This window comes from Sphaerisporangium perillae (genome assembly GCF_023276435.1).
GTDB lineage: Bacteria > Actinomycetota > Actinomycetes > Streptosporangiales > Streptosporangiaceae > Sphaerisporangium > Sphaerisporangium perillae.
On record NZ_JALLPO010000006.1, the window covers coordinates 1 to 22596 of the forward strand.

The 22596-nt window shown below is 70.7% G+C and carries 17 protein-coding genes and 1 riboswitch; of the genes, 4 read left to right on the plus strand and 13 right to left on the minus strand.

The annotated features are described in order from the left end of the window. The 9 genes from MYF83_RS07160 to MYF83_RS07200 all read right to left on the minus strand — a co-directional run bounded on the left by MYF83_RS07160 (nt 1) and on the right by MYF83_RS07200 (nt 9330). Entirely contained in the window at nt 1–1371 is a 1371-nt protein-coding gene (locus tag MYF83_RS07160; RefSeq protein WP_248959393.1) for a hypothetical protein, read from the minus strand. A gap of 216 nt (nt 1372–1587) precedes the next feature. Then, on the minus strand, nt 1588–3030 hold the full coding sequence (locus MYF83_RS07165; protein WP_248959394.1) for a GH25 family lysozyme: 1443 nt from the start codon (nt 3028–3030) through the stop codon (nt 1588–1590). Between the two features lie 250 nt (nt 3031–3280). Continuing rightward, nucleotides 3281–4474, minus strand: coding sequence for a beta propeller repeat protein (locus MYF83_RS07170; RefSeq protein ID WP_248959395.1), 1194 nt, complete (start codon nt 4472–4474; stop codon nt 3281–3283). An 88-nt stretch (nt 4475–4562) separates the two neighbouring features. After that, nucleotides 4563–5255, minus strand: coding sequence for an endonuclease/exonuclease/phosphatase family protein (locus MYF83_RS07175; protein ID WP_248959396.1), 693 nt, complete (start codon nt 5253–5255; stop codon nt 4563–4565). Nucleotides 5256–5283: 28 nt separating this feature from the next. Further along, entirely contained in the window at nt 5284–6228 is a 945-nt protein-coding gene (locus MYF83_RS07180; protein WP_248959397.1) for an ROK family glucokinase, read from the minus strand. 35 nt (nt 6229–6263) lie between these two features. Then, a complete protein-coding gene (locus MYF83_RS07185; protein WP_248959398.1) occupies nt 6264–6824 on the minus strand; it encodes a DUF5304 family protein in 561 nt (186 codons plus the stop codon). Then, nucleotides 6824–8008: an ArsA family ATPase gene (locus MYF83_RS07190; protein WP_248959399.1), complete on the minus strand. Its 1185-nt coding sequence runs from the start codon at nt 8006–8008 to the stop codon at nt 6824–6826. The genes MYF83_RS07185 and MYF83_RS07190 overlap by 1 nt, the downstream gene beginning before the upstream one ends. Beyond that, nucleotides 8005–8442 carry an SRPBCC family protein gene (locus tag MYF83_RS07195; protein ID WP_248959400.1) on the minus strand — a complete coding sequence of 146 codons (438 nt, stop codon included), beginning with the start codon at nt 8440–8442 and terminating at the stop codon, nt 8005–8007. The genes MYF83_RS07190 and MYF83_RS07195 overlap by 4 nt, the downstream gene beginning before the upstream one ends. Nucleotides 8443–8562: 120 nt before the next feature. Next, nucleotides 8563–9330: a metallophosphoesterase family protein gene (locus tag MYF83_RS07200; RefSeq protein ID WP_248959401.1), complete on the minus strand. Its 768-nt coding sequence runs from the start codon at nt 9328–9330 to the stop codon at nt 8563–8565. Nucleotides 9331–9562: 232 nt separating this feature from the next. Here MYF83_RS07200 and MYF83_RS07205 point away from each other — a divergent pair, with 232 nt between their 5' ends. Both MYF83_RS07205 and MYF83_RS07210 read left to right on the plus strand, forming a co-directional pair. After that, complete coding sequence (locus MYF83_RS07205; RefSeq protein ID WP_248959402.1) at nt 9563–11362, plus strand: AMP-dependent synthetase/ligase; 1800 nt, start codon at nt 9563–9565, stop codon at nt 11360–11362. 109 nt (nt 11363–11471) lie between these two features. Next, nucleotides 11472–15773: a HAMP domain-containing protein gene (locus MYF83_RS07210; RefSeq protein ID WP_248959403.1), complete on the plus strand. Its 4302-nt coding sequence runs from the start codon at nt 11472–11474 to the stop codon at nt 15771–15773. 32 nt (nt 15774–15805) lie between these two features. Here MYF83_RS07210 and MYF83_RS07215 read toward each other — a convergent pair whose 3' ends face one another. The 4 genes from MYF83_RS07215 to MYF83_RS07230 form a co-directional block, all read right to left on the minus strand. After that, on the minus strand, nt 15806–16945 hold the full coding sequence (locus MYF83_RS07215; protein ID WP_308201409.1) for a glycosyltransferase family 4 protein: 1140 nt from the start codon (nt 16943–16945) through the stop codon (nt 15806–15808). A gap of 41 nt (nt 16946–16986) precedes the next feature. Further along, complete coding sequence (locus MYF83_RS07220; protein ID WP_248959404.1) at nt 16987–18282, minus strand: M48 family metallopeptidase; 1296 nt, start codon at nt 18280–18282, stop codon at nt 16987–16989. A gap of 66 nt (nt 18283–18348) precedes the next feature. Further along, a complete protein-coding gene (locus tag MYF83_RS07225; protein ID WP_248959405.1) occupies nt 18349–19230 on the minus strand; it encodes a hypothetical protein in 882 nt (293 codons plus the stop codon). A 231-nt stretch (nt 19231–19461) separates the two neighbouring features. Further along, a complete protein-coding gene (locus MYF83_RS07230) occupies nt 19462–20091 on the minus strand; it encodes a C40 family peptidase (RefSeq protein ID WP_248959406.1) in 630 nt (209 codons plus the stop codon). Between the two features lie 82 nt (nt 20092–20173). Continuing rightward, a riboswitch (cyclic di-AMP (ydaO/yuaA leader) is annotated at nt 20174–20333 on the minus strand. Between the two features lie 393 nt (nt 20334–20726). Between MYF83_RS07230 and MYF83_RS07235 the strand changes: the two genes are divergently transcribed. Continuing rightward, entirely contained in the window at nt 20727–21302 is a 576-nt protein-coding gene (locus MYF83_RS07235) for an ArsR/SmtB family transcription factor (RefSeq protein ID WP_248959407.1), read from the plus strand. Continuing rightward, nucleotides 21299–22588, plus strand: coding sequence for an MFS transporter (locus MYF83_RS07240; RefSeq protein ID WP_248959408.1), 1290 nt, complete (start codon nt 21299–21301; stop codon nt 22586–22588). Before MYF83_RS07235 ends, MYF83_RS07240 begins: the two co-directional genes overlap by 4 nt. Nucleotides 22589–22596 lie beyond the last annotated feature (8 nt).

The window sequence follows — 22596 nt, forward strand, 5'->3', positions numbered from 1 at the left end:
TCACCTGGCGATGCCCTGGCTGTCCTTTCCGTCGCCGTCCCAGTCACCGATGACCGGCAGCTCTCCGCTCCCGTTGCCGTAGCCGATCGACATCGTGGTCTCGGTGGCCGAGGTCACCGGACTGGTCCGCATGTAGAACCCGTTGCCCATCTGCACACCGATGTTGTCCTTGCCGTCCCCGTCCCAGTCACCGACCAGCGGAACGGCACCGGGGTTGCCGTACACGAACGTGTACTGCGCCAGTCCCGTCACCGGATCATTGCTGATGAAGAACTTGCCGGTAGTCGGATCGTAGGCGCTCACCGAGTCCTTGCCATCGCCATTCCAGTCACCCGAAATCGGCACCATACCGGCGTCCCCATAGGCCAACGACACCGTGGTCTCGGTGGCCAAGGTCACCGGACTTGTCCGCATGTAGAACCCGTTGCCCATCTGAACACCGATGTTGTCCTTGCCGTCCCCGTCCCAGTCACCGACCAGCGGAACGGCACCGGGATTGCCGTACACGAACGTGTACTGCGCCAGTCCCGTCACCGGATCATTGCTGATGAAGAACTTGCCGGTAGTCGGATCGTAGGTGCTCACCGTGTCCTTGCCGTCGCCATCCCAGTCACCCGAAATCGGCACCATCGGACTTTGCCCGTAACTGATCACCGGCCGCGTCGCGACACTCGAGGTCTGACTGTCGGACAGATAGAACTCCAGAACCCCGAGATCGGGGACCTGATCGACGTTCGAGTAGCGGTAGGCCTTGTAGATGGAACCCGGGTGACCGCCGACCGTGCCGCTGAACGTCCTCCCGGTTTCGTGCTGAGGCGGTGAGTTGCCGTCGCTTCCCCCGCCGAAACTGAAGACGGAGAAATGGACGTGGTCCGCTTCCCAATGGTCGAACAGAACCGCGTGATGCTCACCGTTCGGCCCGTTGTCCACGTTGAGAAGGTCACCGGGGCGAAGGTCGGTGCCGCTGGACGGGTGGCTGGAGATCAGTACGGAACTGCCGGGCAGGGTCGCGGTGGTCAGGCTCCTCGCCAGGTGCCAGGCCATGGAGACCGCTCCCGAGCAGTCGGGGCGGTACGGCCTGCCCTGCGCGTCCGGGGCACTGGTGTTACCGCTGCTGTCGTACTTGATGTAAGGCCGCCGATTGACCCAGTCCCAGGCGCGGGCGATCACCTCGGACTGGGTGATGTGGCCGCCGACGTCCGACGCGGCACTGGCCTGAGGTGCCTGTGTCACCGCGACACCGGCGAATGCGAGAGTCATCGTGGCGGTCGCCGCGACGAGCCGGGAAAAGCGGTGTGCGAGCCGAGCCGAAGCTGAAGCACTCATAAAAGTCCTTTCACACTGATTTCGCTGGGCCGGCGTTTCCTTCACCGGCACTCATATGGTCGACCAGCGCTCTAGAACTTCACTTCAAATTCGCTACAGAATGATAATGCGCGGCCCGGGGCATCGGACCTGCGATGATTCTGCTGAAAAGGCGGGCGCCCCACTCACCGATGCGCCGGAATCCCGGGGCACGGAAACAGGGAGCGGGCATCGAGCCCGCCCCCTGCGAATAGGCGTCTCAGCGAGAAGCTCCTCGCGAGTTCACCTGGCGATGCCCTGGCTGTCCTTTCCGTCGCCGTCCCAGTCACCGATGACCGGCAGCTCTCCGCTCCCGTTGCCGTAGCCGATCGACATCGTGGTCTCGGTGGCCGAGGTCACCGGACTGGTCCGCATGTAGAACCCGTTGCCCATCTGCACACCGATGTTGTCCTTGCCGTCCCCGTCCCAGTCACCGACCAGCGGAACGGCACCGGGGTTGCCGTACACGAACGTGTACTGCGCCAGTCCCGTCACCGGATCATTGCTGATGAAGAACTTGCCGGTAGTCGGATCGTAGGCGCTCACCGAGTCCTTGCCATCGCCATTCCAGTCACCCGAAATCGGCACCATACCGGCGTCCCCATAGGCCAACGACACCGTGGTCTCGGTGGCCAAGGTCACCGGACTTGTCCGCATGTAGAACCCGTTGCCCATCTGAACACCGATGTTGTCCTTGCCGTCCCCGTCCCAGTCACCGACCAGCGGAACGGCACCGGGATTGCCGTACACGAACGTGTACTGCGCCAGTCCCGTCACCGGATCATTGCTGATGAAGAACTTGCCGGTAGTCGGATCGTAGGTGCTCACCGTGTCCTTGCCGTCGCCATCCCAGTCACCCGAAATCGGCACCATCGGACTTTGCCCGTAACTGATCACCGGCCGCGTCGCGACACTCGAGGTCTGACTGTCGGACAGATAGAACTCCAGAACCCCGAGATCGCCGCCACCGGCGAATGCCGCGAGGTCGCTCGAAGTGCCGTTGAAAGCCGTGGGCGAGCCCGGAATGGTGCTCGACGAGCCCTGGTACTGCCAGGCGGTGAACCGCGACCATCCAGCCGGCAGTGCCCCGGGTGATCCGCTGTAGTTGGAAGTCTCGAGAGGGTTCGCCGCGAAAGAAGTATTGCTTCCCGTGCACTGGTTCCACCAGTTGGGATTGGTGTAAATCGCCGCCTCCCGGCCTGTTCGGGCCTTCACCTCGTTCACGAAGTCGCGGATCCACTGCACCATCTGGCCGCTGGACAGCCCGTAGCACGGATAGATGGGGGCGGCCGTGGTCCACCAGGGCCACTCAATGTCGAGTTGCAGGGGGAGCGTCTTGCCGTCGTTGACGTACTGCGCGTGATCCACCAGATAGTCGGCCTGCGCCTTTCCGGTGCCCGCCCCCTTGTCGGGACGGCCGAAGGCATAGGCCCCGATGTACACCCCGTTGCTCTTGGCGCCGCGGTAGTTCGCCCCGTACTGCGGATCGACGAAGTCGAGGCCCTCTGTCGCCTTCGCCCAGCCGAACTTCACTCCCTTGGCGGCGACTCCACTCCAGTCGATCGCGCCGTCATGATTCGATACGTCGGTGCCGAGCACGGAATACCCCGCCGGGGCGGCGCCCGCCGGCAGGGCCATGGCTACGATCATGGCTGCGCCGGCGGCGAGGGCGAGCACTGTGCGCACGAACAACCTGCGTGTCCGCGCGGGTCGTGATCTCCCCGGGGGCGGCCCGTCTCCTGGCGGTCCGGCGGCGATCGCTGACGGCTTGCGGATCAGCTCCATGAGGAGGTGCCTCTCTCTGCGTGCTCTCATGGCAAGGACGGGTTCGTCCTGCCAGAGCACACGCTCGGGCGAGGCGCTACAGCTTCACTCCAATTCCGCTTCAGCTCGGGTCACAGATACCTGCGAAACGGCCCGGAAGCCGGGCCGTGGGTCATCGCTCCGCCGGGGCGCCGGTCGTCTTGGCGGTCGAGCCGCCGGCCTTGGCGGTGTTCGGCTGGAAGCGTTCGATCACATCGGTGTAGTGGTCGTTCGCGTCCACCACGTGCCCGACGGCCATCGTCAGGTCGCCGACGTGGGTGACGGCCTGCAGGCGCATCGTGCGCGGCCTGGTGGGCGTCTCTCCGCGGACCAGCCGCCAGGCCGACCCGGCGCCGCGCAGCAGGTACGCCTCGCCCGGATGCTCGGGATCGTAGCCCGACACCCAGAAGTGGCCCTTCCCGTCGCCGGTGACGCCGTACAACTCGGCGTAGCGGTCGGGCACCGGCACCTGCCGCCAGCGTTTGCCGTTCCACGTGAGGACCAGCGGGGAGATCTTGCCGTCGTCGTGGTAGATCCCGCCCACGGCGACGGCCTTCTTCGGCCCCTCCATGGAGACGTCCCGCAGGAACCCTCCGGCGACGCTGGGCGCCGTCACCGGCTTCCAGGTGTTGCCGGCCAGCCGCATGATCAGCGGCTCGGTGCCGTCGTCGCCCACCGCCCAGCCGTCGCCCTTGCGCGTCAGCGCGACGCCGTACAGCATGCCCTTGGCCTTGCCCTGGACGGCGGTCCAGCCTTTGGCGGTGGACGTCGCGACGAGCGTCTTGCCGGCCCGTCCGCCCACGGCCACCATGCGGCCCGGGACGGCCGCGACTCCTCCGAGCCAGTCGCCGCTGCCGAGTTCCGGCACGCTGACGCGGTCGAACACCGACCCGTCGCCGCGTACGACGTAGGGCAGGCCGTCGTGCCCCTCGCCCACCGCCCAGATCTCGCGCGGCGAGGCGGCGGCGACCGAGCGCAGGTGGCCGGCGTTGGAGGCGTCGTTGCGGATGCCCAGCTCGGTCCAGGTGCCGCCGTCCCAGTGGGTGATGACGCTGCGGTTCTGCCACGCCTCCCAGACGTCCTCCTGGCCGACGGCCCAGATGTTCGACTTCGACAGGCCCACCACGTCGGACAGGGAGCCGTCGGTCTGCAGCCGCGCGGTCGTCGACTCCTGGAACAGCCCGGCCGGCCCCCGCTCGGCGGCATGGGGACGGGGCGGGTCGGCGTGGGCATGCGCTGGGGATGTGGCGCGGGTGAGGGCACCGGTCAGCACGCCGGTCAGCAGCACGCACAACGACAACGCACGCCGCGGCAGGCGGCGGGACATGACCAAATCGTACGTGTCCTGCCATCCCGCGCGCGTGAGCTGTCGCAGTGTTGACCAAACGGTCACCTGAACCCAGTGCGCCCGTCGCTCAGCCCGCGAGCAGCTCGGCGACGACGGGCAGGTGGTCGGTGGCCGCCGTCAGGTCGGCGGGGTCGGCGTCCACACCGCCGCACGACCGCACCGCGATGCCCGGCGCGGCGAACACCACGTCCAGGCGCATCCCCGGCCGCCTGGCACTGAAGGTCAGGCCGTCGCCCCGGGGCGCGAGGAGATAGCAGTCGGCCAGGGCGCGGGTGAGGTAGCTCCAGGCGGGCCCGCCCGGCTGCTCGTTCACATCGCCCGCCAGCACGAGCGGCGTGCCGAACCGGCTCGCGACCTTCCCGGCGAGACCCATGATCTCGACCGCGTGGAACAGCCGGGCGGGGGCCACGAGGTCGAGGTGCACGGAGGCGACGGTGATCGCGACGCCCTCGTGCTCCACCACCGCGATGGCGACGCCGCGCCGTTCCAGGCCGGCGAACGGCCGCAGCAGGTGGCTCTCGCGGTGGAGGACCCGCGTACCGGGGGCCACCAGCACCGCGACGCCGCCCCAGCGCCGGCCGGTGACGACCCGCAGCCCGGCGGCACGGGCGAGTTCGGCGCGCCTGTGCCGCCAGCGCAGCAGCCGGGGCGCCTCCTGAACGCAAAGGACGTCCGGCGCCATGGCCCTGATGACCCGCGCGAGCGCGGCGTTGTCGTCGTACATGGAACGCACGTTGTAGGTGCCGACGCGGATCATCATGGAGCGCGGACGTCCTGCGGCGGGCCGGTCAGGGATGCCGTGCCAGGTCCGCCGCGCCGACCAGGCCGGCGGCCGGTCCGAGCTCCGCCGGGCGGATGTCGGCGTGCGGCCGGTGCTCGCGGCCGGTCAGCGCTCGCAGGAAGGCCGCGCGGGCGTGGTCGATCCACAGGTCGGCGGCGCGGGAGACGCCGCCGCCGAGGATGAAGCGGCCGGGGTCGAGCACGGCGGCGAGGTCGGCCATACCCTGGCCGAGCCACTCCGCCATGGCCGCGAAGGCGGCGAGGGCCCCCTCGTCGCCCTCCCTGGCGGCCTGCGTGACGTGTTTGCCCTCGATGTCGGAGACCGATCCGCCCGCCAGCGCGAGCATCCGCGCGGCCCGGTCGGGGTCGGCGGCGGCGACCAGCCGGGCCTCGTGGACCAGGGCGCTGCCGCTGGCGTACTGCTCCCAGCAGCCGAGGTTGCCGCAGCCGCACAGCCTGCCCTCGGGGACGACCTGCATGTGCCCCATCTCGGCGCCCATGCCCCACCGGCCGCGGTACAGCGCGCCGCTGAAGACCATGCCGCCGCCGATGCCCGTGCCGACGGTGATGCACACGACGTGGCTCTCGCCGCGCCCGGCCCCGAAGCGGTACTCGCCCCAGGCCATGGCGTTGGCGTCGTTCTCCACGACGACGGGCAGGTTGACCCGCTCGGCCACGGCCTTCTGCAGGGGCTCCTCGCGCCAGGCGAGGTTGGGGGCGAACCGGACGATCGACCGGGTCTCGTCGACGAATCCCGCGGCGCCCAGCCCGACGGCCTCGACGTCGTGGCGGCCGGCGAGTTCCAGCACCGCCTCGGCGATCGTCTCCGCCACCTTGTCAGGGTCGTCGGCGGGGGTGGGTCGCAGGAGGTTCTCCACGATGTGGCCGTCCTCGTCCACGACCCCGGCGGCGATCTTCGTGCCACCGACGTCAACGCCGATCGTCAGCGCCATTTCTCATCCCTTCCCCCGAGACTCACGCCGGGCCCTCAGCCCAGGTCGATGTGCTGTACTCGGGTGTCCGTGTCGCCGGCGCTCCTCGGCGTGGCGGGCCGCGACACGGCGTCCACCGCCTGGCGGAACGCGGCCAGAAGCTCGCCGCCCGCCGTGATCAGGTGGTCGGTGACGTCCCCGCCGGCCTCGCGCCGGGCGGCCTTCAGGCGGCAGACCGGGCAGGCGCGGCAGATGTACTCGTCATCGTCATGCCCCGAGACCGCCTCGCTCCACACATCCCCGGCCGGGCGGTTCGCGCCGCCGAGGACCTGTCCGAGGCCCTGGCCGATGCCGCTCATCCCGCCCTTGACGACGCCCTTGCCGATCTCGCGGCCGACCCGCTGCTGCATGGAGTCGAAGAGCCGCCGCGCCTCGTGGGCGACGGAGCCAAGGGCGTCGGACGGCTCGTCGCGGGCGTCGCCGCGCCGGTCGCCGGCATGCTGCTTGAACCACTCGTCCCGCTCGGCCGCGCGCCGTTCAGCGTCCCGCTCCTTGAACCACTCATCCCGTGGAATGGGACGACGCTCATCGCTGGTGTTCTCGTTCATGTCCGTCATCAGGCCCCTCCTGCCTCGAACCGTACCCGGAGGCGCCCGTCACGGAGCACGGCGTCGCGCACCGATCTGCGCGCGAGCGCGGCGGGCAGCGCGAGGACCCGGCGGTAGGAGCCGGCGGTGACGATGAGCTCGTCCCCCTTCCTCGCCAGGTCGACCGCCTCCTTGTCGGCGAGCGGCAGGGCGAGGGTCAGTTCGTGGACCTCGCCCTCGGAGCGGATGATCAGCGGCGGCTCGCCGGAGGGGGGCGCGAACGGGTCGGTCGTGCCGTACAGCTCCTCGGCGAGCGCGGCCAGCGCCTCGGGACCGACCGGCTCGGCGGGCAGATAGGGAACGGTGTGGACCGGCAGCGGCGCGAAGGACTCCCCGACCGCCGCCAGGTGGCGCGCCTGGGCCTCCACCCAGCCGCGCCGCCAGGGGTCGGAGCCGCCCTCGGGGAACACGCGGTTGGCGACGACGGCGTCGACCCGGTAGCCGTACAGGCTGAGGGAGGTGAAGGTGCGCCGGGCCTCGGCGACCACGACCGCCTCGGGGGTGAGCACGAGCCGTACGGAGGCGTTGTCACCGGTCAGCAGATCGCGCACCCCCATGAGGCCGAGGTGCAGCCGCTCCCCCGCGCTCACGACGGCGTCCTCGGGAAGGCTCAGCCGGGCGACGTGCCGCACGACCGGGGCCAGGGCGCGCATCAGCTTGCGGCCGGCGGGCAGCAGGCGGCTGACGTGCCAGTCGAGGGCCTCGGGGAGGGCGAGCAGGCGCAGGGTCTCGGCGGTCGGGGCGCAGTCGACGACGATCACGTCCCACCTGCCGGTCTGGACCTGCTCGCGCAGCTCCAGCAGGGCGATGACCTCCTCGGCGCCGGGCAGCACCGTGAGCTCCTCGGAGGTGACCTCGTCCAGGCCGAGCTCGGCGAGCAGGCCCCGCGCGTACTCGCGCAGGTCGCCCCAGTGGCGTTCGAGCGCACGCTGGGTGTCGACCTGCTGCAGGTACAGGCCGGGCGCGGCCTCGCTGGGCTCGCCCGAGCCGGGCACGCCGAGGGCGTCGGCCAGGGAGTGCGCGGTGTCGGTCGAGACCACGAGCGTCTTGCGCCCCCGGCGGGCGGCGAGCGTGGCGGTGGCCGCGGCGACGGTGGTCTTGCCCACTCCCCCCTTGCCGGTGAAGAGCAGGACGCGCGGGGTCCCCGTGGTCATCGGCCCTCGACGCGCTTCTTCAGACCCTTGAGCGCGGTGTCGACGATGACCTTCTCGGCCTTGCGCTTCACCATGCCGATCATCGGCACCTTCAGGTCGACGGCCAGCTCGTAGGTCACCTCGGTGCCGCCCGCGGCGGGGGCGAGCAGGTAGCTGCCGGTGAGCGCGGAGAGCATCTTGCCGGGCTCGACCATCTCCCAGTCGACGGCGCGGTCGTCGTCCCAGCGGTAGCCGAGGGTGTACTCGTCGGTGATCACACCGGCGTCGAGGACGAACCGGACGGTGGCCGGGCGGCCGTCTTCGCCCACGGAGAGGACCCCCGCGGACTTCACCTGGCCGGCCCACTGGGGATAGGAGCCGAAGTCGGCGATGACCGCCGTGATCGCCGACGGGTCGGCGCCGATCGTGATGCTGGACGTGGTGCGATCAGCCATGGGCTTACCGTACTCGTTCGCCGTTCCCGCGCGAACGTCCGAGGGGGTGATCTTCCCGCCGCTTGGGAAACGTCATGCCGGTGCTCCCCGCGACGCCGGTGCCCGCGCCGGCGGCGGGGCTCACAGATCGAGCGCGAAGGGGCGGCCGTTGCCGCGGAAGTGGCCGACGTTGACGCACTCGGTGCGGCCGATGCGGGTGCGCGCTGCCAGCGGCTGGTGCACGTGGCCGAACAGGGCGTACCGGGGCTGGGTGGCCTTGATCGCCTCCAGCGTCGCCTCGCTCCCCCGCTCGAAACGCCGGGCCACCACGTCGTACAGCAGGTCGGGCACGGCGGGCGGGATGTGACAGCAGAGCACGTCGACGGCGCCGACCGCCTCCACCTTGCGGGCGAACTCCTCCTCGTCGATCTCGTTGGGGGTGCGGTAGCGGGTGCGCAGGCCGCCTCCGACGAACCCGAAGGTGAGCCCGCCAATCTCCACGGTCTGGCCGTCGAGCACGTGGTGGCCGTCCCTGATGTGGTCGCTCCAGAGGCGGGGCAGGTCGACGTTGCCGTAGGTGAGGTAGGCGGGCGTCGGCATCGCGGCGAAGATGCGGGCGTACTGGTCGCGGACGGCCCGCTCGATGTGCTCGCGCGGCTCGCCGCCGAGTGTCGCCCAGAGCCCGGCCGACATGCTCCGCGCCTCCTCGAAGCGGCCGGCCGTGCGCAGCCCGATGAACTCCGAGGCGCGCTCTGCGCCGAACAGGTCGGCGAAGATGCCCTGGGAGTGGTCGGCGTAGTCGACGAAGAGGATCAGGTCGCCGAGGCAGATGAGCGCGTCGGCGCCGTCCGCGGCACGGGCGAGGGCGTCCGCGCGCCCGTGGACGTCACTGACGACATGGACCCGCATGAGGCACATCGTAGTACTCGCCCTTTTAGCAACCGATCGCTTGGCGTGGCCGGCGACGACACACGAACCGAACCGGCGCGGTCGCTCCGACCCGCCAGATGACACTGATAGCGTGGATTTGCCCTTGATAAAGGCGCGGTGACGGATCTACCGGAGCATTGGCCCGACACGGTAGCGTCCAGGCAGCCTTCAGGGAGAAAGAGCCTCCGGGCGTGCATTCGAAGGAGTGACCGTGCGCGAATACAGCGTTCCCGTGCTGGTGGACGTGCCGCCGTCCGCCAACTGCGCCGACATCGTATTCGAGCGCAGCGAGCAGGAGCCGAGCGCCGTCGCGATCAGCCGCAAGGTCGGCGACGCGTGGACCCCGGTCACCGCCTCGGAGTTCCGCGACCAGGTCGCCGGCGTGGCCAAGGGCCTCATCGACGCCGGCATCGAAGCGGGCGACCGGGTGGCGCTCATGTCGCGCACCCGCTACGAGTGGACGGTCGTCGACTACGCGATCTGGGCCGCGGGAGCGGTCAGCGTGCCGATCTACGAGACCTCCTCGGCCGACCAGGTGCACTGGATCCTCACCGACAGCGGCGCCAAGGGCGTGATCGTCGAGACCGAGGCGCACGAGCAGGAGGTCCGGCAGGCGCTCGAGGACATCTCCGACAAGCCCGCCATGTGGCGCATCGACGCCGGCGCTCTCAGCGAGCTGACCGCGAGCGGCGCCGACGTCCCGGGGGAGACGCTGAAGGAGCGCCGCCTGGCCCGCGGCGGCCACGACCTGGCCACCATCATCTACACCTCCGGCACCACGGGACGCCCCAAGGGCTGCCGGCTCACGCACGACAACCTGCTGTTCACCGCGCGCAACGTGGCCAAGGGCCCGCTGGAGGCGCTCTTCGAGGTGGACGGCCGGGCCGCGCTGCTGTTCCTGCCGCTGGCCCACAGCTTCGCCCGTCTCATCGAGATCATCCTGCTCGAGACCGGCACCGTGCTCGCCCACACCCCCAACATGAAGAACGTCGCGCCCGACCTGCAGTCGTTCAAGCCGACGTTCCTGCTCGGCGTGCCGCGCGTGTTCGAGAAGGTCTACAACTCCGCCGAGCTGAAGGCCTCGGCGGGCGGCGCGCTCAAAGGCAAGATCTTCCACCGGGCGGTCGAGGTCGCGATCGCGTGGAGCCGCGCCGAGAGCTCGGGCGGAGCGGGCGCGGGCCTGCGCCTCCAGCGCGCCCTGTACGACAGGCTGGTGTACGCCAAGCTCCGCGCGGCCACCGGCGGGCGGCTCACCGCCGCCGTGAGCGGCGGCTCGGCCCTCGGCGAGCGGCTCAGCAACTTCTTCAAGGGCGCGGGCATCGAGATCTTCGAGGGCTGGGGGCTCACCGAGACCTCCGCGCCCTCGGCGGTCAACATCCCCGGAGCCAACAAGATCGGCACCGTCGGCAAGCCGTTCCCCGGCGTGACCATCGCCGTCGCCGAGGACGGCGAGGTGCTGGTCAAGGGCCGCCACGTCTTCGACGGCTACTGGAACAACGACAAGGCCACCGCCGAGGCCATCGACGCGGACGGCTGGTTCCACACCGGCGACGTCGGCGTGCTGGACGCCGACGGCTACCTGCGCATCACCGGCAGGAAGAAGGAGATCATCGTCACGGCCGCGGGCAAGAACGTCGCCCCCGCGCCCATGGAGGACCGCATCCGCGCCCACCCGCTGGTCAGCCAGGCCATGGTGATCGGTGACGACAGGCCGTTCATCGCGGCGCTGGTGACGCTGGACCCCGAGGCCCTGGAGCAATGGAAGGAGGCCAACGGAAAGTCCGGCGCCTCCGGTGCTCAGCTCTGCTCCGACCCCGCCGTGATCGCCGCCGTCCAGCGGGCGGTGGACGAGGCCAACATCATGGTCTCCAAGGCCGAGCAGGTGAAGAAGTTCGTGATCCTCGACACCGACTTCACCGAGGAGAGCGGTCACCTCACCCCCTCGCTCAAGATCAAGCGCAACCTGGTGCTGCGCGACTTCGCCAAGGACATCGACGCCCTCTACGGCTGAGGTCGCCCCCCGGGCCACATGACCTGGGCCACCACAAGAGGTCATCGATGCTGCAAGCACGTCTATACGATGGCTTGGCCATACATTGGCCTCGACTCAGAGGGTGGACATGGTTGACAGCGCGAGTACCGCCAAGCGTGGATCCACCCTGCCGGCGAAAGGCGGTCCCGAGGTCGACCTGCGGCAGCTGCTGGCGGGGCTGACGGCGGTCCGTGACGGCGACTTCGGCACGCGGCTGCCCGAGGAGGGCGACGGCCTCTACAAGGAGATCGCCACCGTCTTCAACGGCATGGTGGACCAGCTGTCGCTGTTCACCTCCGAGGTCACCCGCGTCGCCCGCGAGGTCGGCACCGAGGGCCAGCTCGGCGGCCAGGCCGAGGTGCCCGGCGTCTCGGGCACCTGGAAGGACCTCACCGACTCGGTGAACGCCATGGCCGGCAACCTCACCGACCAGGTCCGCAGCATCGCCCAGGTCACCACGGCGGTGGCCAAGGGCGACCTGTCGCAGAAGATCACCGTCTCGGCGCGCGGCGAGATCCTCGAGCTGAAGAACACCATCAACACGATGGTCGACCAGCTCTCCTCGTTCGCCGACGAGGTCACCCGCGTCGCCCGCGAGGTCGGCACCGACGGGCGGCTCGGCGGCCAGGCGCAGGTCACCGAGGTCGCCGGCACCTGGCGCGACCTGACCGACTCGGTGAACTCCATGGCCGGCAACCTCACCGACCAGGTCCGCAACATCTCGCAGGTCGCGACGGCCGTGGCCAGGGGCGATCTCTCCCAGAAGATCACCGTCTCGGCGCGCGGCGAGATCCTCGAGCTGAAGAACACGCTCAACACGATGGTCGACCAGCTCTCCTCCTTCGCCGACGAGGTCACCCGCGTCGCCCGCGAGGTCGGCACCGAGGGGCGCCTCGGCGGCCAGGCGGACGTCAAGGGCGTCTCAGGCACCTGGAAGGCGCTCACCGAGTCGGTGAACGTCATGGCCGACAACCTCACCGCCCAGGTCCGCAGCATCGCCGAGGTGACCACGGCGGTGGCCAAAGGCGACCTGTCGCAGAAGATCCGGGTGGACGCCCGCGGCGAGATCCTGGAACTGAAGGAGACCATCAACACGATGGTCGACCAGCTCTCGGCGTTCGCCGACGAGGTCACCCGCGTCGCCCGCGAGGTCGGCACCGAGGGCAACCTGGGCGGCCAGGCCACCGTCCGCGGCGTCTCGGGCACCTGGAAGGACCTCACCGACAACGTCAACGTCATGGGCTCCAACCTGACCGGCCAGGTGCGGTCGATCGCGCAGGTCGCGACCGCGGTGGCCAGAGGAGACCTCTCCCAGAAGATCACGGTCGAGGCCAAGGGCGAGGTCGCCGCGCTCGCCCAGACGATCAACACGATGGTCGAGACGCTGAGCGCCTTCGCCGACGAGGTCACCCGCGTCGCCCGCGAGGTCGGCACCGAAGGCCAGCTCGGCGGCCAGGCGCGGGTGCCCAACGTCGCCGGCACCTGGAAGGACCTCACCGACAACGTCAACTCCATGGCGAACAACCTGACCAACCAGGTGCGCAACATCGCCCAGGTCACCACCGCCGTCGCCCAGGGCGACCTCACCAAGAAGATCGACGTCGACGCGCGCGGCGAGATCCTGGAGCTCAAGACCACGATCAACACCATGGTCGACCAGCTCTCCTCCTTCGCCGCCGAGGTCACCCGCGTCGCCCGCGAGGTCGGCAGCGAGGGCAGGCTAGGCGGCCAGGCCGAGGTCGAAGGCGTCTCCGGCACCTGGAAGCGGCTCACCGAGAACGTCAACGAGCTCGCCGGGAACCTCACCCGCCAGGTGCGGGCCATCGCCGAGGTGACCAGCGCGGTCACCTCCGGCGACCTCACCCGCTCCATCACCGTCGACGCCTCCGGCGAGGTGGCCGAGCTCAAGGACAACATCAACTCCATGGTGAAGTCCCTCCGGGAGACCACCAGGGCCAACCAGGAGCAAGACTGGCTCAAGACCAACCTGGCCCGCGTCTCGGGGCTCATGCAGGGCCACCGCGACCTCGCCGTCGTCGCCGAGCTCGTCATGAACGAGCTGGCGCCCCTGGTGCGCGCCCAGCACGGCACCTTCCTGCTCGCCGAGGACGGCCCCGCCGGCACCGAGCTGCGGGTGGTCGGCGGCTACGGCCACCTGGAGGTCTCCCGCCGCTACGCCCTCGGCGACTCCCTGGTCGGCCAGGCCGCGCTCGCCAAGCGCACCATCCTCATCGAGGACGTCCCTCCGGGCTACCTCACGATCGCGTCCAGCCTCGGCGAGGCCGGCCCGGCGAGCCTCGTCGTGCTGCCCATCGTCGTCGAGGACCAGGTGCTCGGCGTGATCGAGCTGGCCAGCCTCGGCCACTTCACCCAGGTCCACCGCGACTTCCTCGAACAGCTCGTCGAGACCATCGGCGTCAACGTCAACACCATCGTCGCCAACGCCCGCACCGACGCCCTGCTGACCGAGTCCCAGCGCCTGGCGACCGAGCTCCAGGTCGGCCAGGAGGAGCTCCAGCGCTCCAACGCCGAGCTGGAGGAGAAGGCCGAGCTGCTCGCCCGGCAGAACCGCGACATCGAGACCAAGAACATCGAGATCGAGCAGGCGCGCCAGGAGCTGGAGGACCGCGCCCAGCAGCTCGCGCTCGCCTCCAAGTACAAGAGCGAGTTCCTGGCCAACATGAGCCACGAGCTGCGCACCCCGCTCAACTCGCTGCTCATCCTCGCCCAGCTTCTCGCCCAGAACCCCGCGCGCAACCTCACCGCCAAGCAGGTCGAGTACGCCAACGTCATCCACTCGGCCGGCACCGACCTGCTGCAGCTCATCAACGACATCCTCGACCTGTCCAAGATCGAGGCCGGCAAGATGGACCTCGCCCTGGAGCCGTTCCACATCCACCAGCTCCTGGACTACGTCGAGGCGACGTTCCGGCCGCTGACCACCGAGAAGGGGCTGCGGTTCGACGTCAAGGTGGCGCCCGGCGTCCCCACCCGGCTCATGATGGACGAGCAGCGGCTCCGGCAGGTCCTGCGCAACCTGCTGTCCAACGCGGTGAAGTTCACCGAGCGGGGCACCGTCGAGCTCCGCGTGGAGCGGGCCGGCGCCATGGACCTGCCCAGCGGGCCCGGCCAGGAAGTCCTGGCCTTCCACGTCGTGGACACCGGCATCGGCATCGCCGACGAGAACCTCTCCCAGATCTTCGACGCCTTCCAGCAGGCCGACGGCACCACCAGCCGCAAGTACGGCGGCACCGGCCTCGGGCTGTCCATCAGCCGCGAGATCGCCACGCTGTTCAACGGCGAGATCCGCGCGGTGAGCACGCTCGGCGAGGGCAGCACGTTCAGCCTCTACCTCCCGATGACCCACTTCTCGGAGAAGCCCGCGACCGGCGCTCCAGGCTCCGCCGTCGAGGCACGGCCCGGCGCCGCCGGGACGGCGGAGCCTCCGGTGTACGCCTCACCCGCCGACGGCGGACCCGGTGGGTCGGGCGGGCTCGGCGCATCCGGAAGGGCCGACGGATCCGGCGGCTCCGACGGCCATGCCGGGGGACGCCGCCTGCTCGTCGTCGAGTCACGGCCGAGCGGGCTGCTGTCCCTGCTGGCCCAGAGCGTGGTGTCCGACCTGTCGGAGACCCACGGGCCGGTGCGGGTCACCACGGCGAACGACCCGGACACCGCCCTGGGCGCGCTGTCCCGGGAGGGCTACCACTGCATCGTGCTCGACCTCGGGATGCCCCAGGACGCGGCGGCGGAGTTCCTGCGAAGGCTCGACGAGGACGGCGCCCTGCGCTCGCTGCCCGTGCTCGCCCACCACACCCGCAAGCTCACCCGCCCCCAGGAGAACCTTCTGCGGGGACGTGCCCGCACCCAGCCGCTGGAGCGCCTGCCCAGCCTGGACGAGCTGCGCGAGCGCATCACCCTCCACCTGACGGCCAAGGGTCCCGGCGACGTGCTGCCCCTGGTCCAGGCGACCCTGGAGGACACCGCGCAGGACGTCGAGAAGGTCGACAGCGGTCTGCTCGGCCGCAAGGTGCTGGTGATCGACGACGACGTCCGCAACGTCTTCGCGCTGACCAACATCCTGGAACTGCACGGCATGCAGGTGCTCTACGCCGAGAACGGCCGCAAGGGCATCGACGCGCTCATGCGCAACGAGGACGTCGACCTCGTCCTGATGGACATCATGATGCCCGAGATGGACGGCTACGCCGCCACGGCCGCGATCCGCGAGATGCCGCGCTTCTCCGACCTGCCGATCATCGCGGTCACCGCGAAGGCCATGCACGGCGACCGTGAGAAGACCCTCTCCTCGGGAGCCAGCGACTACGTCACCAAGCCCGTCGACGCCGAGGAACTCATCGACCGCATGCAGCACTGGCTGCAGTTGTAGGACACCGTGGCGGGCCGCAGGCCGATGCCGGCTCAGCTGAGGTTCTCGGCGGAGCCGGTTTCGGGGACGCCGGGGGTGGCGAGCAGGGTGGCAAAGCGGTCGGCGACGAGGTCCCAGTGCCATTCGCGTTCGATCCAGGCCCGTCCCCGCCTGCCCATCTCGCGGGCGCGGTCGGGGTCGCGGAGCAGCCCGACCAGGGCGGCGGCCACCTGGTCGGGGTCGCAGCCGTCCACGACCACGCCCGTCTCGCCGGGAAGGACCGCGTCGGGCGCGCCGCCGGAGGCGCCCGCCACGACCGGCAACCCGGTCGCGGACGCCTCCAGGTACACGATGCCGAGGCCCTCCACGTCCAGGCCCTTGAGCCGGGTACGGCACGGCATGGCGAACACGTCACCGGCGTCGTAGTAGGCGGGCAGGCTGCTCCACGGCACCGACCCGGTCACGATGACCGAGCCGCCCAGGCCGCGCGAGCCGATCGACTGCTCCAGCGCCTTGCGGGACGGCCCACCGCCGACCAGCAGGAGCACGGCGTCGGGCACCTCCCGCAGCACCGCCGGCCAGCAGCGGACCAGCGTGTCCTGGCCCTTGCGCGGGACCAGCCGGGAGACGCACACCACCACGGGCCGGTTGCCGATTCCCAGCGACATCCGCACCTCGGCGCCGCCGGCCCCGGGATGGAAGACCTCGGTGTCCACGCCCGGCGCCAGCCGTACGAGCCGGGCGGGGGGCATCACCGTGGCGAGCCGCTGCCGGGTGTAGTCGCCGAGGTAGGTGATCACGTCCGCGTGGGAGCCGATCCTCGCGAGCAGACCGCGTGCCAGGGGCACGCCGGCCCAGGCGGCCTCGTGCCCGTGGGTCAGCATGATCACTCGCTCGGCCCCCGCCGCGCGCACGGCGGGGGCGAGCAGCCCGAGCGGCGCCGCCGCGCCGAACACGACCGTGTCACACCCCTGCGACCGGACCAGCTCCGCCGCCCGCCTGGCCACATCGGGGACGGGCAGCATCAGGGAGCCGGCGTGCCGCACGACGGGGTACGGCTGGCGCGCGTCGAACTCCTCGCACCCGGGCCAGCGGGAGGCGTACACGATCACCGAGCCGGGCGGCCGCCGCACGGCGAGCGCGTGCACGAACGCCTGGATGCCGCCGGGGCGCGGCGGGAAGTCGTTGGTCACGACCAGCGTCTTGGGTCGCGTGGGGCCGCGCTCGGGCCGGATCACGGTTCCGGCATGCCGTTCAGGCGGGCCCAGGAGCGCGCCAGGGCCAAGCGCTGCGGGGTCGTGGGGTGGGAGGCGTACATGAGGTACTCGAACGCGTCCGGCGACAGGTCGGAGATGTTGGTCACGGCCAGCCGTCTCTGCATCGCGGCGAACGTGACGGGGTCGCGGGTGAGGTCGAGCGCGTGGACGTCGGCCCTGGCCTCGATCTGGCGGCTGACGAGGTTCTCGGCCGGTCCGGACAGCACGGTCGCGAGGCTCATCAGGCCGAGCAGGAGCCCCACCGCCCGGGGGTCGCCCACCGACCGCACTCCCGTCCGGCGCCTGAGGGCGGGGAGCGAGGTCACCAGGTAGAGCAGGCACGCGCCGGCGGCGGCTCCGAGCCCGCCGATCATCGTCCCGTAGAGGACGTCGCCGCGCTTGGCGTGGCCGAGTTCGTGCGCGACGATCAGCTCGACCTCGTTCGCGGGGGCGCGCAGCAGCGTGTCGTAGAGGACGATGCGGCGCGTCGCGCCGAAGCCCGAGACGTACGCGTTGAGCGCCGTGGTCCTGCGTGAGGCGTCCGCGACCAGCACGTCGTCGACCGGGACGCCGTCGCGGCTCGCCATGGCGATCAGGTCGGTGCGGAGCCGTCCCTGCGGGAGGGGCGTGAAGTCGTTGAACAGCGGTTCGACGACGACCGGATAGACGAACGACGCCACGACGGTGAGCAGGAACGCCCCGGCCGCCGCGGGGATCCACCAGGTGCGCGGCCGGCGCCGCGCCAGCCAGACGACGGCGAGCACCATGATCGCGACGAGGATGGTCTGGACGCCGAAGTTCTTGAGCCGGTCGGCGGACCATTCGCCCCAGTGCTGGGTGGACAGGCCGTACTCCCGCAGGCGCGTCTCGTACAACATGCCGAGCGGCCATTTGATCAGCAGGCTGACGCCCGAGAGCGCGAGGACGCCGAGCAGGGTGCGCGCCCACCACGGCCCCTTGAGACGGCCCACCAGCCATGCCCCGAAGGGCGTCAGGACCAGCACGCCCGCGACGACGAGCGTCACCGCGAGCGACAGGTACACCGGGACGTTGACGGCGGCGTCGAAGGCCCCGGCCCGCGCGATCTGCCCGGGGCTGAAGTCGCGCGCGGGGTCGGCCGCCACGGCCGGGGCGTCGCGCAACGGGTCCCACGGCGTCGTGACGGCCACCACGGCGGCCAGCGCCGCGCCCAGCACCACCAGGGCGACCCCCGCGGCCCGCAGCCCCGTGCCCGTCTCTGTGCGCCCGCCGGTGCCCTCGATCAACCTCGCCACGCGATCAGCCTCGCCACCTCGTCCGTCCCCTCTCCCATACGCCCCCCCGCCGCTCTCCCGCCGTTCTCACGCGAGCTGTCGCCGGACGTACTCGCGCCACGCGGCGGTGAACTCCTCCTCGCTCATCCCGAGCGTCCGGGTGAGCGCGGTGTCCGGGTCGCCTCGCCTTGACTCACGGTAGAGGGTCACGAGCGCGCGCTCGCCGAAGCGCCCGGCGACATACCGGCAGGCGAGCCACGCCTCCTCGTACGCCTGCGCCAGCCGTGCGGAGCCGGCGGCGAACGCGCCGGGGCCGGGGAGCGCCTCGGGCGGCGCCCCGGCGCGCACCTCCTCGGCCAGCTCGGCGGCGGCGCGGGCCACGGGGAGCCCGGCGTGGAGGTAGCCCACGTAGTCGGCGAACCCCTCCACCAGCCACTTGGGAGTGCGCCCGTCCATCGCGGCTCCCATGGCGACGTGCGTGAGCTCGTGGGCGAGGACGACGTCGCGTCCGGTGCCGGTCAGGCGGGCGAACGAGCGCGGCTCGACGATCACGTGGTCGGCGGCGGCCACCGCCGCGAGGCCGCCCACGGCCGCGGGCGCGGCGAGCGCGGCCGCCTGCTCGGTGGTCGCGGGCACCAGGATCAGCGGGCGCACGGGCCCGGCGACGCGGGCGACGATCAGGCTCGCGCGGTCGGCCCGGCGGGCGAGATCGGCCAGGCCGAGGGGTCCCGGGGCGCCGGCCGCCTCCGGGGACGGATCCCCGCGGCCGGGAGTGACGGCGTCGGCTCGGGCCGTCGCGGCCACGACCAGCAGGGAACGCTCGCCGGGGATGATCCGCGCTCCCGCCCAGATCTCCGGATGCTCCCCGATCAGCGCGTCCGCGCGCCGTCGCAGGTCGTCGGTGGCGACGGGACCCGTCAAGGCGGCCAGCAACCCTGCCAGGACGGCCCAGAGCCACACGACGCGCATGCGGGCAATCTACCGCCGGGGTACGACGGCGCCCCCCGGCGGGAAAGCGCGAGCGCGGAGAACCACGTGCGGAGCCGGGGAGGACATGAAGGCGGACAGAGATGCGTGCAGGCCCCGGCCGCCCCAGGGGGGAGGAGGCGGACGGGGCCTGCACGGCGGTGCGTGGTCAGCGTGCGTGTGGGGGTGCTTCTCGGGAACGGTCTCCTGGGAAGTGGTCCCCCGGCACGGGGATCACGCGCCGGGGCGCACGGCTCCGACGAAGGAGGCCTTGCGGTAGCCGGACAGCTTCTCGATCCGCACCCGCGTGCCGCTGTGCGGGGAGTGGATCATCTTGCCGTGGCCGACGTACATCCCGACGTGGCCGAGGCCGTAGAAGAACATCAGGTCGCCCGGCTTGAGGTTCTTCCAGGAGACCTTCTTCTTCACGGAGCGGAACTGGCTGGCCGCGACGCGAGGAAGCTTCACGCCGGCCTTGCGCCAGGCGTACAGGACGAGGCCGGAGCAGTCGAACGCGCCCGGGCCGCTGGCACCCCAGCGGTAGGGGTCGCCGATCTGCTTCTTGGCCACCGAGACGGCCGTGTGCGCCTTGATCTTCTGCTTGGCGGCCTTGCTCAGCTTGGCGGAGCTCTTGGACTTGCTCGCCGTGGCGGTGCTCTGTGTGGTGCTCGAGGTGGTGGTGCTCGCCGCCTCGACCAGGTTCACCGAGCCGGCGGCCTCACCCGGCTGGGCGGAGGCCGGCGCCTCGTTCGACCTGGCCGGACCGTAGACGGTACCCGGGTCACCGATGCTCTGCGCGGTGGTCGCCGTGGCGGCATCAGCCGCCGTCGCCTGTGTCGCGACCGCCCCAACGGAGGCCGTCATGGTGAGCACGACCCCGCCGAGAGAGATGCGGGCAATGCGCGACAGACGAGGGTTTTGGGTGGTGCTGGACAGGATCGCTCCTTGATTCTTCCACTGACGCCTACCGGGTTAGCTGACGGATTCGGGCATGGAAGTCGCCCTACAGCGCCATAGGCGCTGATTCACCCCCTGAGCCCACATTTGGGATCAATTGGGTCCCCGGTTCCGCGCTCCTTGCCGCACGGATTCGGCAGGTCACCGCCCTCTGCGGTCCTGATTCGTCCTTACTCGATGACGGTGACCATTGGATTGTTCTGCTGCCGCCCATCGATCATGACCGGCTTCATCGCGACGGCATGGCGTGCTCGCCGCGGCCCAGAAGCTACACAGATCCCCAAATTGAGGCAAAGTCGTGACCAAGAAATGGAGATCAAATAAGGGGGTGGTGAACCAGGAAACCCCTGCATATCAAGCGCCTCTGTTACTTAAATGTGATTCCCCTCACATGTCCTGAAACGAGACCGTTCGCGAGTCACATCAGTCACACCAGTCACAGAAGTTAACGATCTTGCAGCCGGCACGACGTCCCGAGATGCGCAATGGTTCTTTAGCAATAGTCATTGCGCAAGCGTCATTGTGCATGTCACGCTGGTGGCATGGATCACAAGGAAGTGCGTCAGATCACCGACTCGAAGGTGCTCGCCGTGCTCGCCCACCCCCTGCGGCGACGGCTCATGGACGCCCTGAAGGTCTACGGCCCCTGCACCGCCAGCATGCTGGCCGAGCACACCGGCCAGGCGGTCGCCAACGCCAGCCACCACCTGCGCATGCTGGCCGCGAGCGACCTGATCGAGGAGGCGCCGGAGCTCGCCCGTGACCGGCGCGAGCGGTGGTGGCGGCTGACCTCCGCCGAGCTGCGCTGGACCACGTCCGACTTCGGCGGCGACCCGGCCACGGCCGCCATCGCCAACGCGGCCGCCTCCATCAACCTCGACCACCATGTGGGCCTGGTCCGCGCCTGGTACGCCGCCGGTGAGGAAGAGCGGGAGGCGTGGCAGGACGCCCCCTTCTCCACCGACAAGTGGCTGCGGCTGACCCCCGCGGAGCTGGCCGAGTTCGAACAGCAGGTCCTCGCCCTGTTCCACCGGTGGGCCACCCGGGAGATCCCCGACGACGGGCGGCACCGCGACCCGGTGTTCGTCTTCGCCTTCGGCGTGCCGGGGCAGCCGTGAACGCGGCCGGCACCACCTCGCGGGCGCCCGCCGTCCGGCGCCGGCGGCGAGGGGGCCTGCTACGCGAGCGCGACTTCCTGCTGCTGTGGACCGGCGAGACCACGAGCGGCTTCGGCAGCTCCCTGACCGCCGTGGCGCTGCCGCTCGTGGCGATCACGACGCTGCACGCGAGCACGTTCGTCGTGGCGCTGCTCGCCGCCGCGGCCTGGGTGCCGTGGATGGTCATCGGCCTGCCCGCCGGGGCCTGGGTCGACCGGCTCCCCCGCCGGCCGGTGATGCTCGCCTGCGACGCCGCGTCGTTCCTGCTGTTCCTCAGCGTCCCGGTGGCCGCCTGGTGGGGAGTGCTCACCATCGGCCACCTGCTGGCCGTCTCGCTGCTCGCCGGCACCGCCAAGGTGTTCTTCCAGACCGCCTACCAGGTGTACCTGCCCGCCGTCGTCGCCCCCGCCGACCTGCCGGAGGGCAACGCGAAGCTGCAGGGCGGCGAGTCGGCCGTCCAGGTGGTGGGCCCGGGCGCCGCCGGCCTCATCGCGCAGGTGTCCGGGGCCGTGAACGGCCTGCTGGCCGACGCGCTCAGCTTCCTGGTCTCGGGGCTCTGCCTGCTCGGCATCAGGTCCCGTGAGGCCCCCGCCTCGCGCGAGCGGCACGCGAGCACGCTGCGGCGGGAGATCGGCGAGGGCCTGCGGTTCGTCGCCCGCGACCCCTACCTGCGGGTGCTCACGGTCTTCGGGGCCGCCAGCAACCTCGGCCTCATGGGATATCAGGCCATACTCGTTGTCTTCCTGGTGCGCGACGTCGGCGTGAGCGCCGGTACGGTCGGCGGCCTGATCGCCGCGATGAGCCTCGGCGGGGTGGCCGGCGCGGCGGGCGCCACCTACCTCTCCCGGCGGTTCGGGAGCGCCCGCGCCATGCTCGGGTGCGAGATGCTGGGAGCCCCGTTCGGGCTGCTCATCCCGCTGGCGAGCCCGGGGCCCGGCCTGGCGTTCGCGGTGGCGGGCGGCCTGTTCGTCGTCGCGGGAGTGGTCGCGGGCAACATCATCAAGGCGAGCTTCCGCCAGACCTACACTCCCCGCCACCTGATGGGCCGGGTGTCGGTGAGCATGCAGTTCGTCAACTACGGCACCATCCCGCTCGGCGCCCTGCTCGGCGGGGTGCTCGGCGACGCCATCGGCACCCGCCCGGCCATGTGGATCATGATGGGTGCGCTCGCGCTGACAGGTCTGATCCTCCTGGCCGGTCCGCTCAAGAGCCGCCGCGACCTTCCGGTGGCTCCCGGCGCCGCCTGAACCGGCCT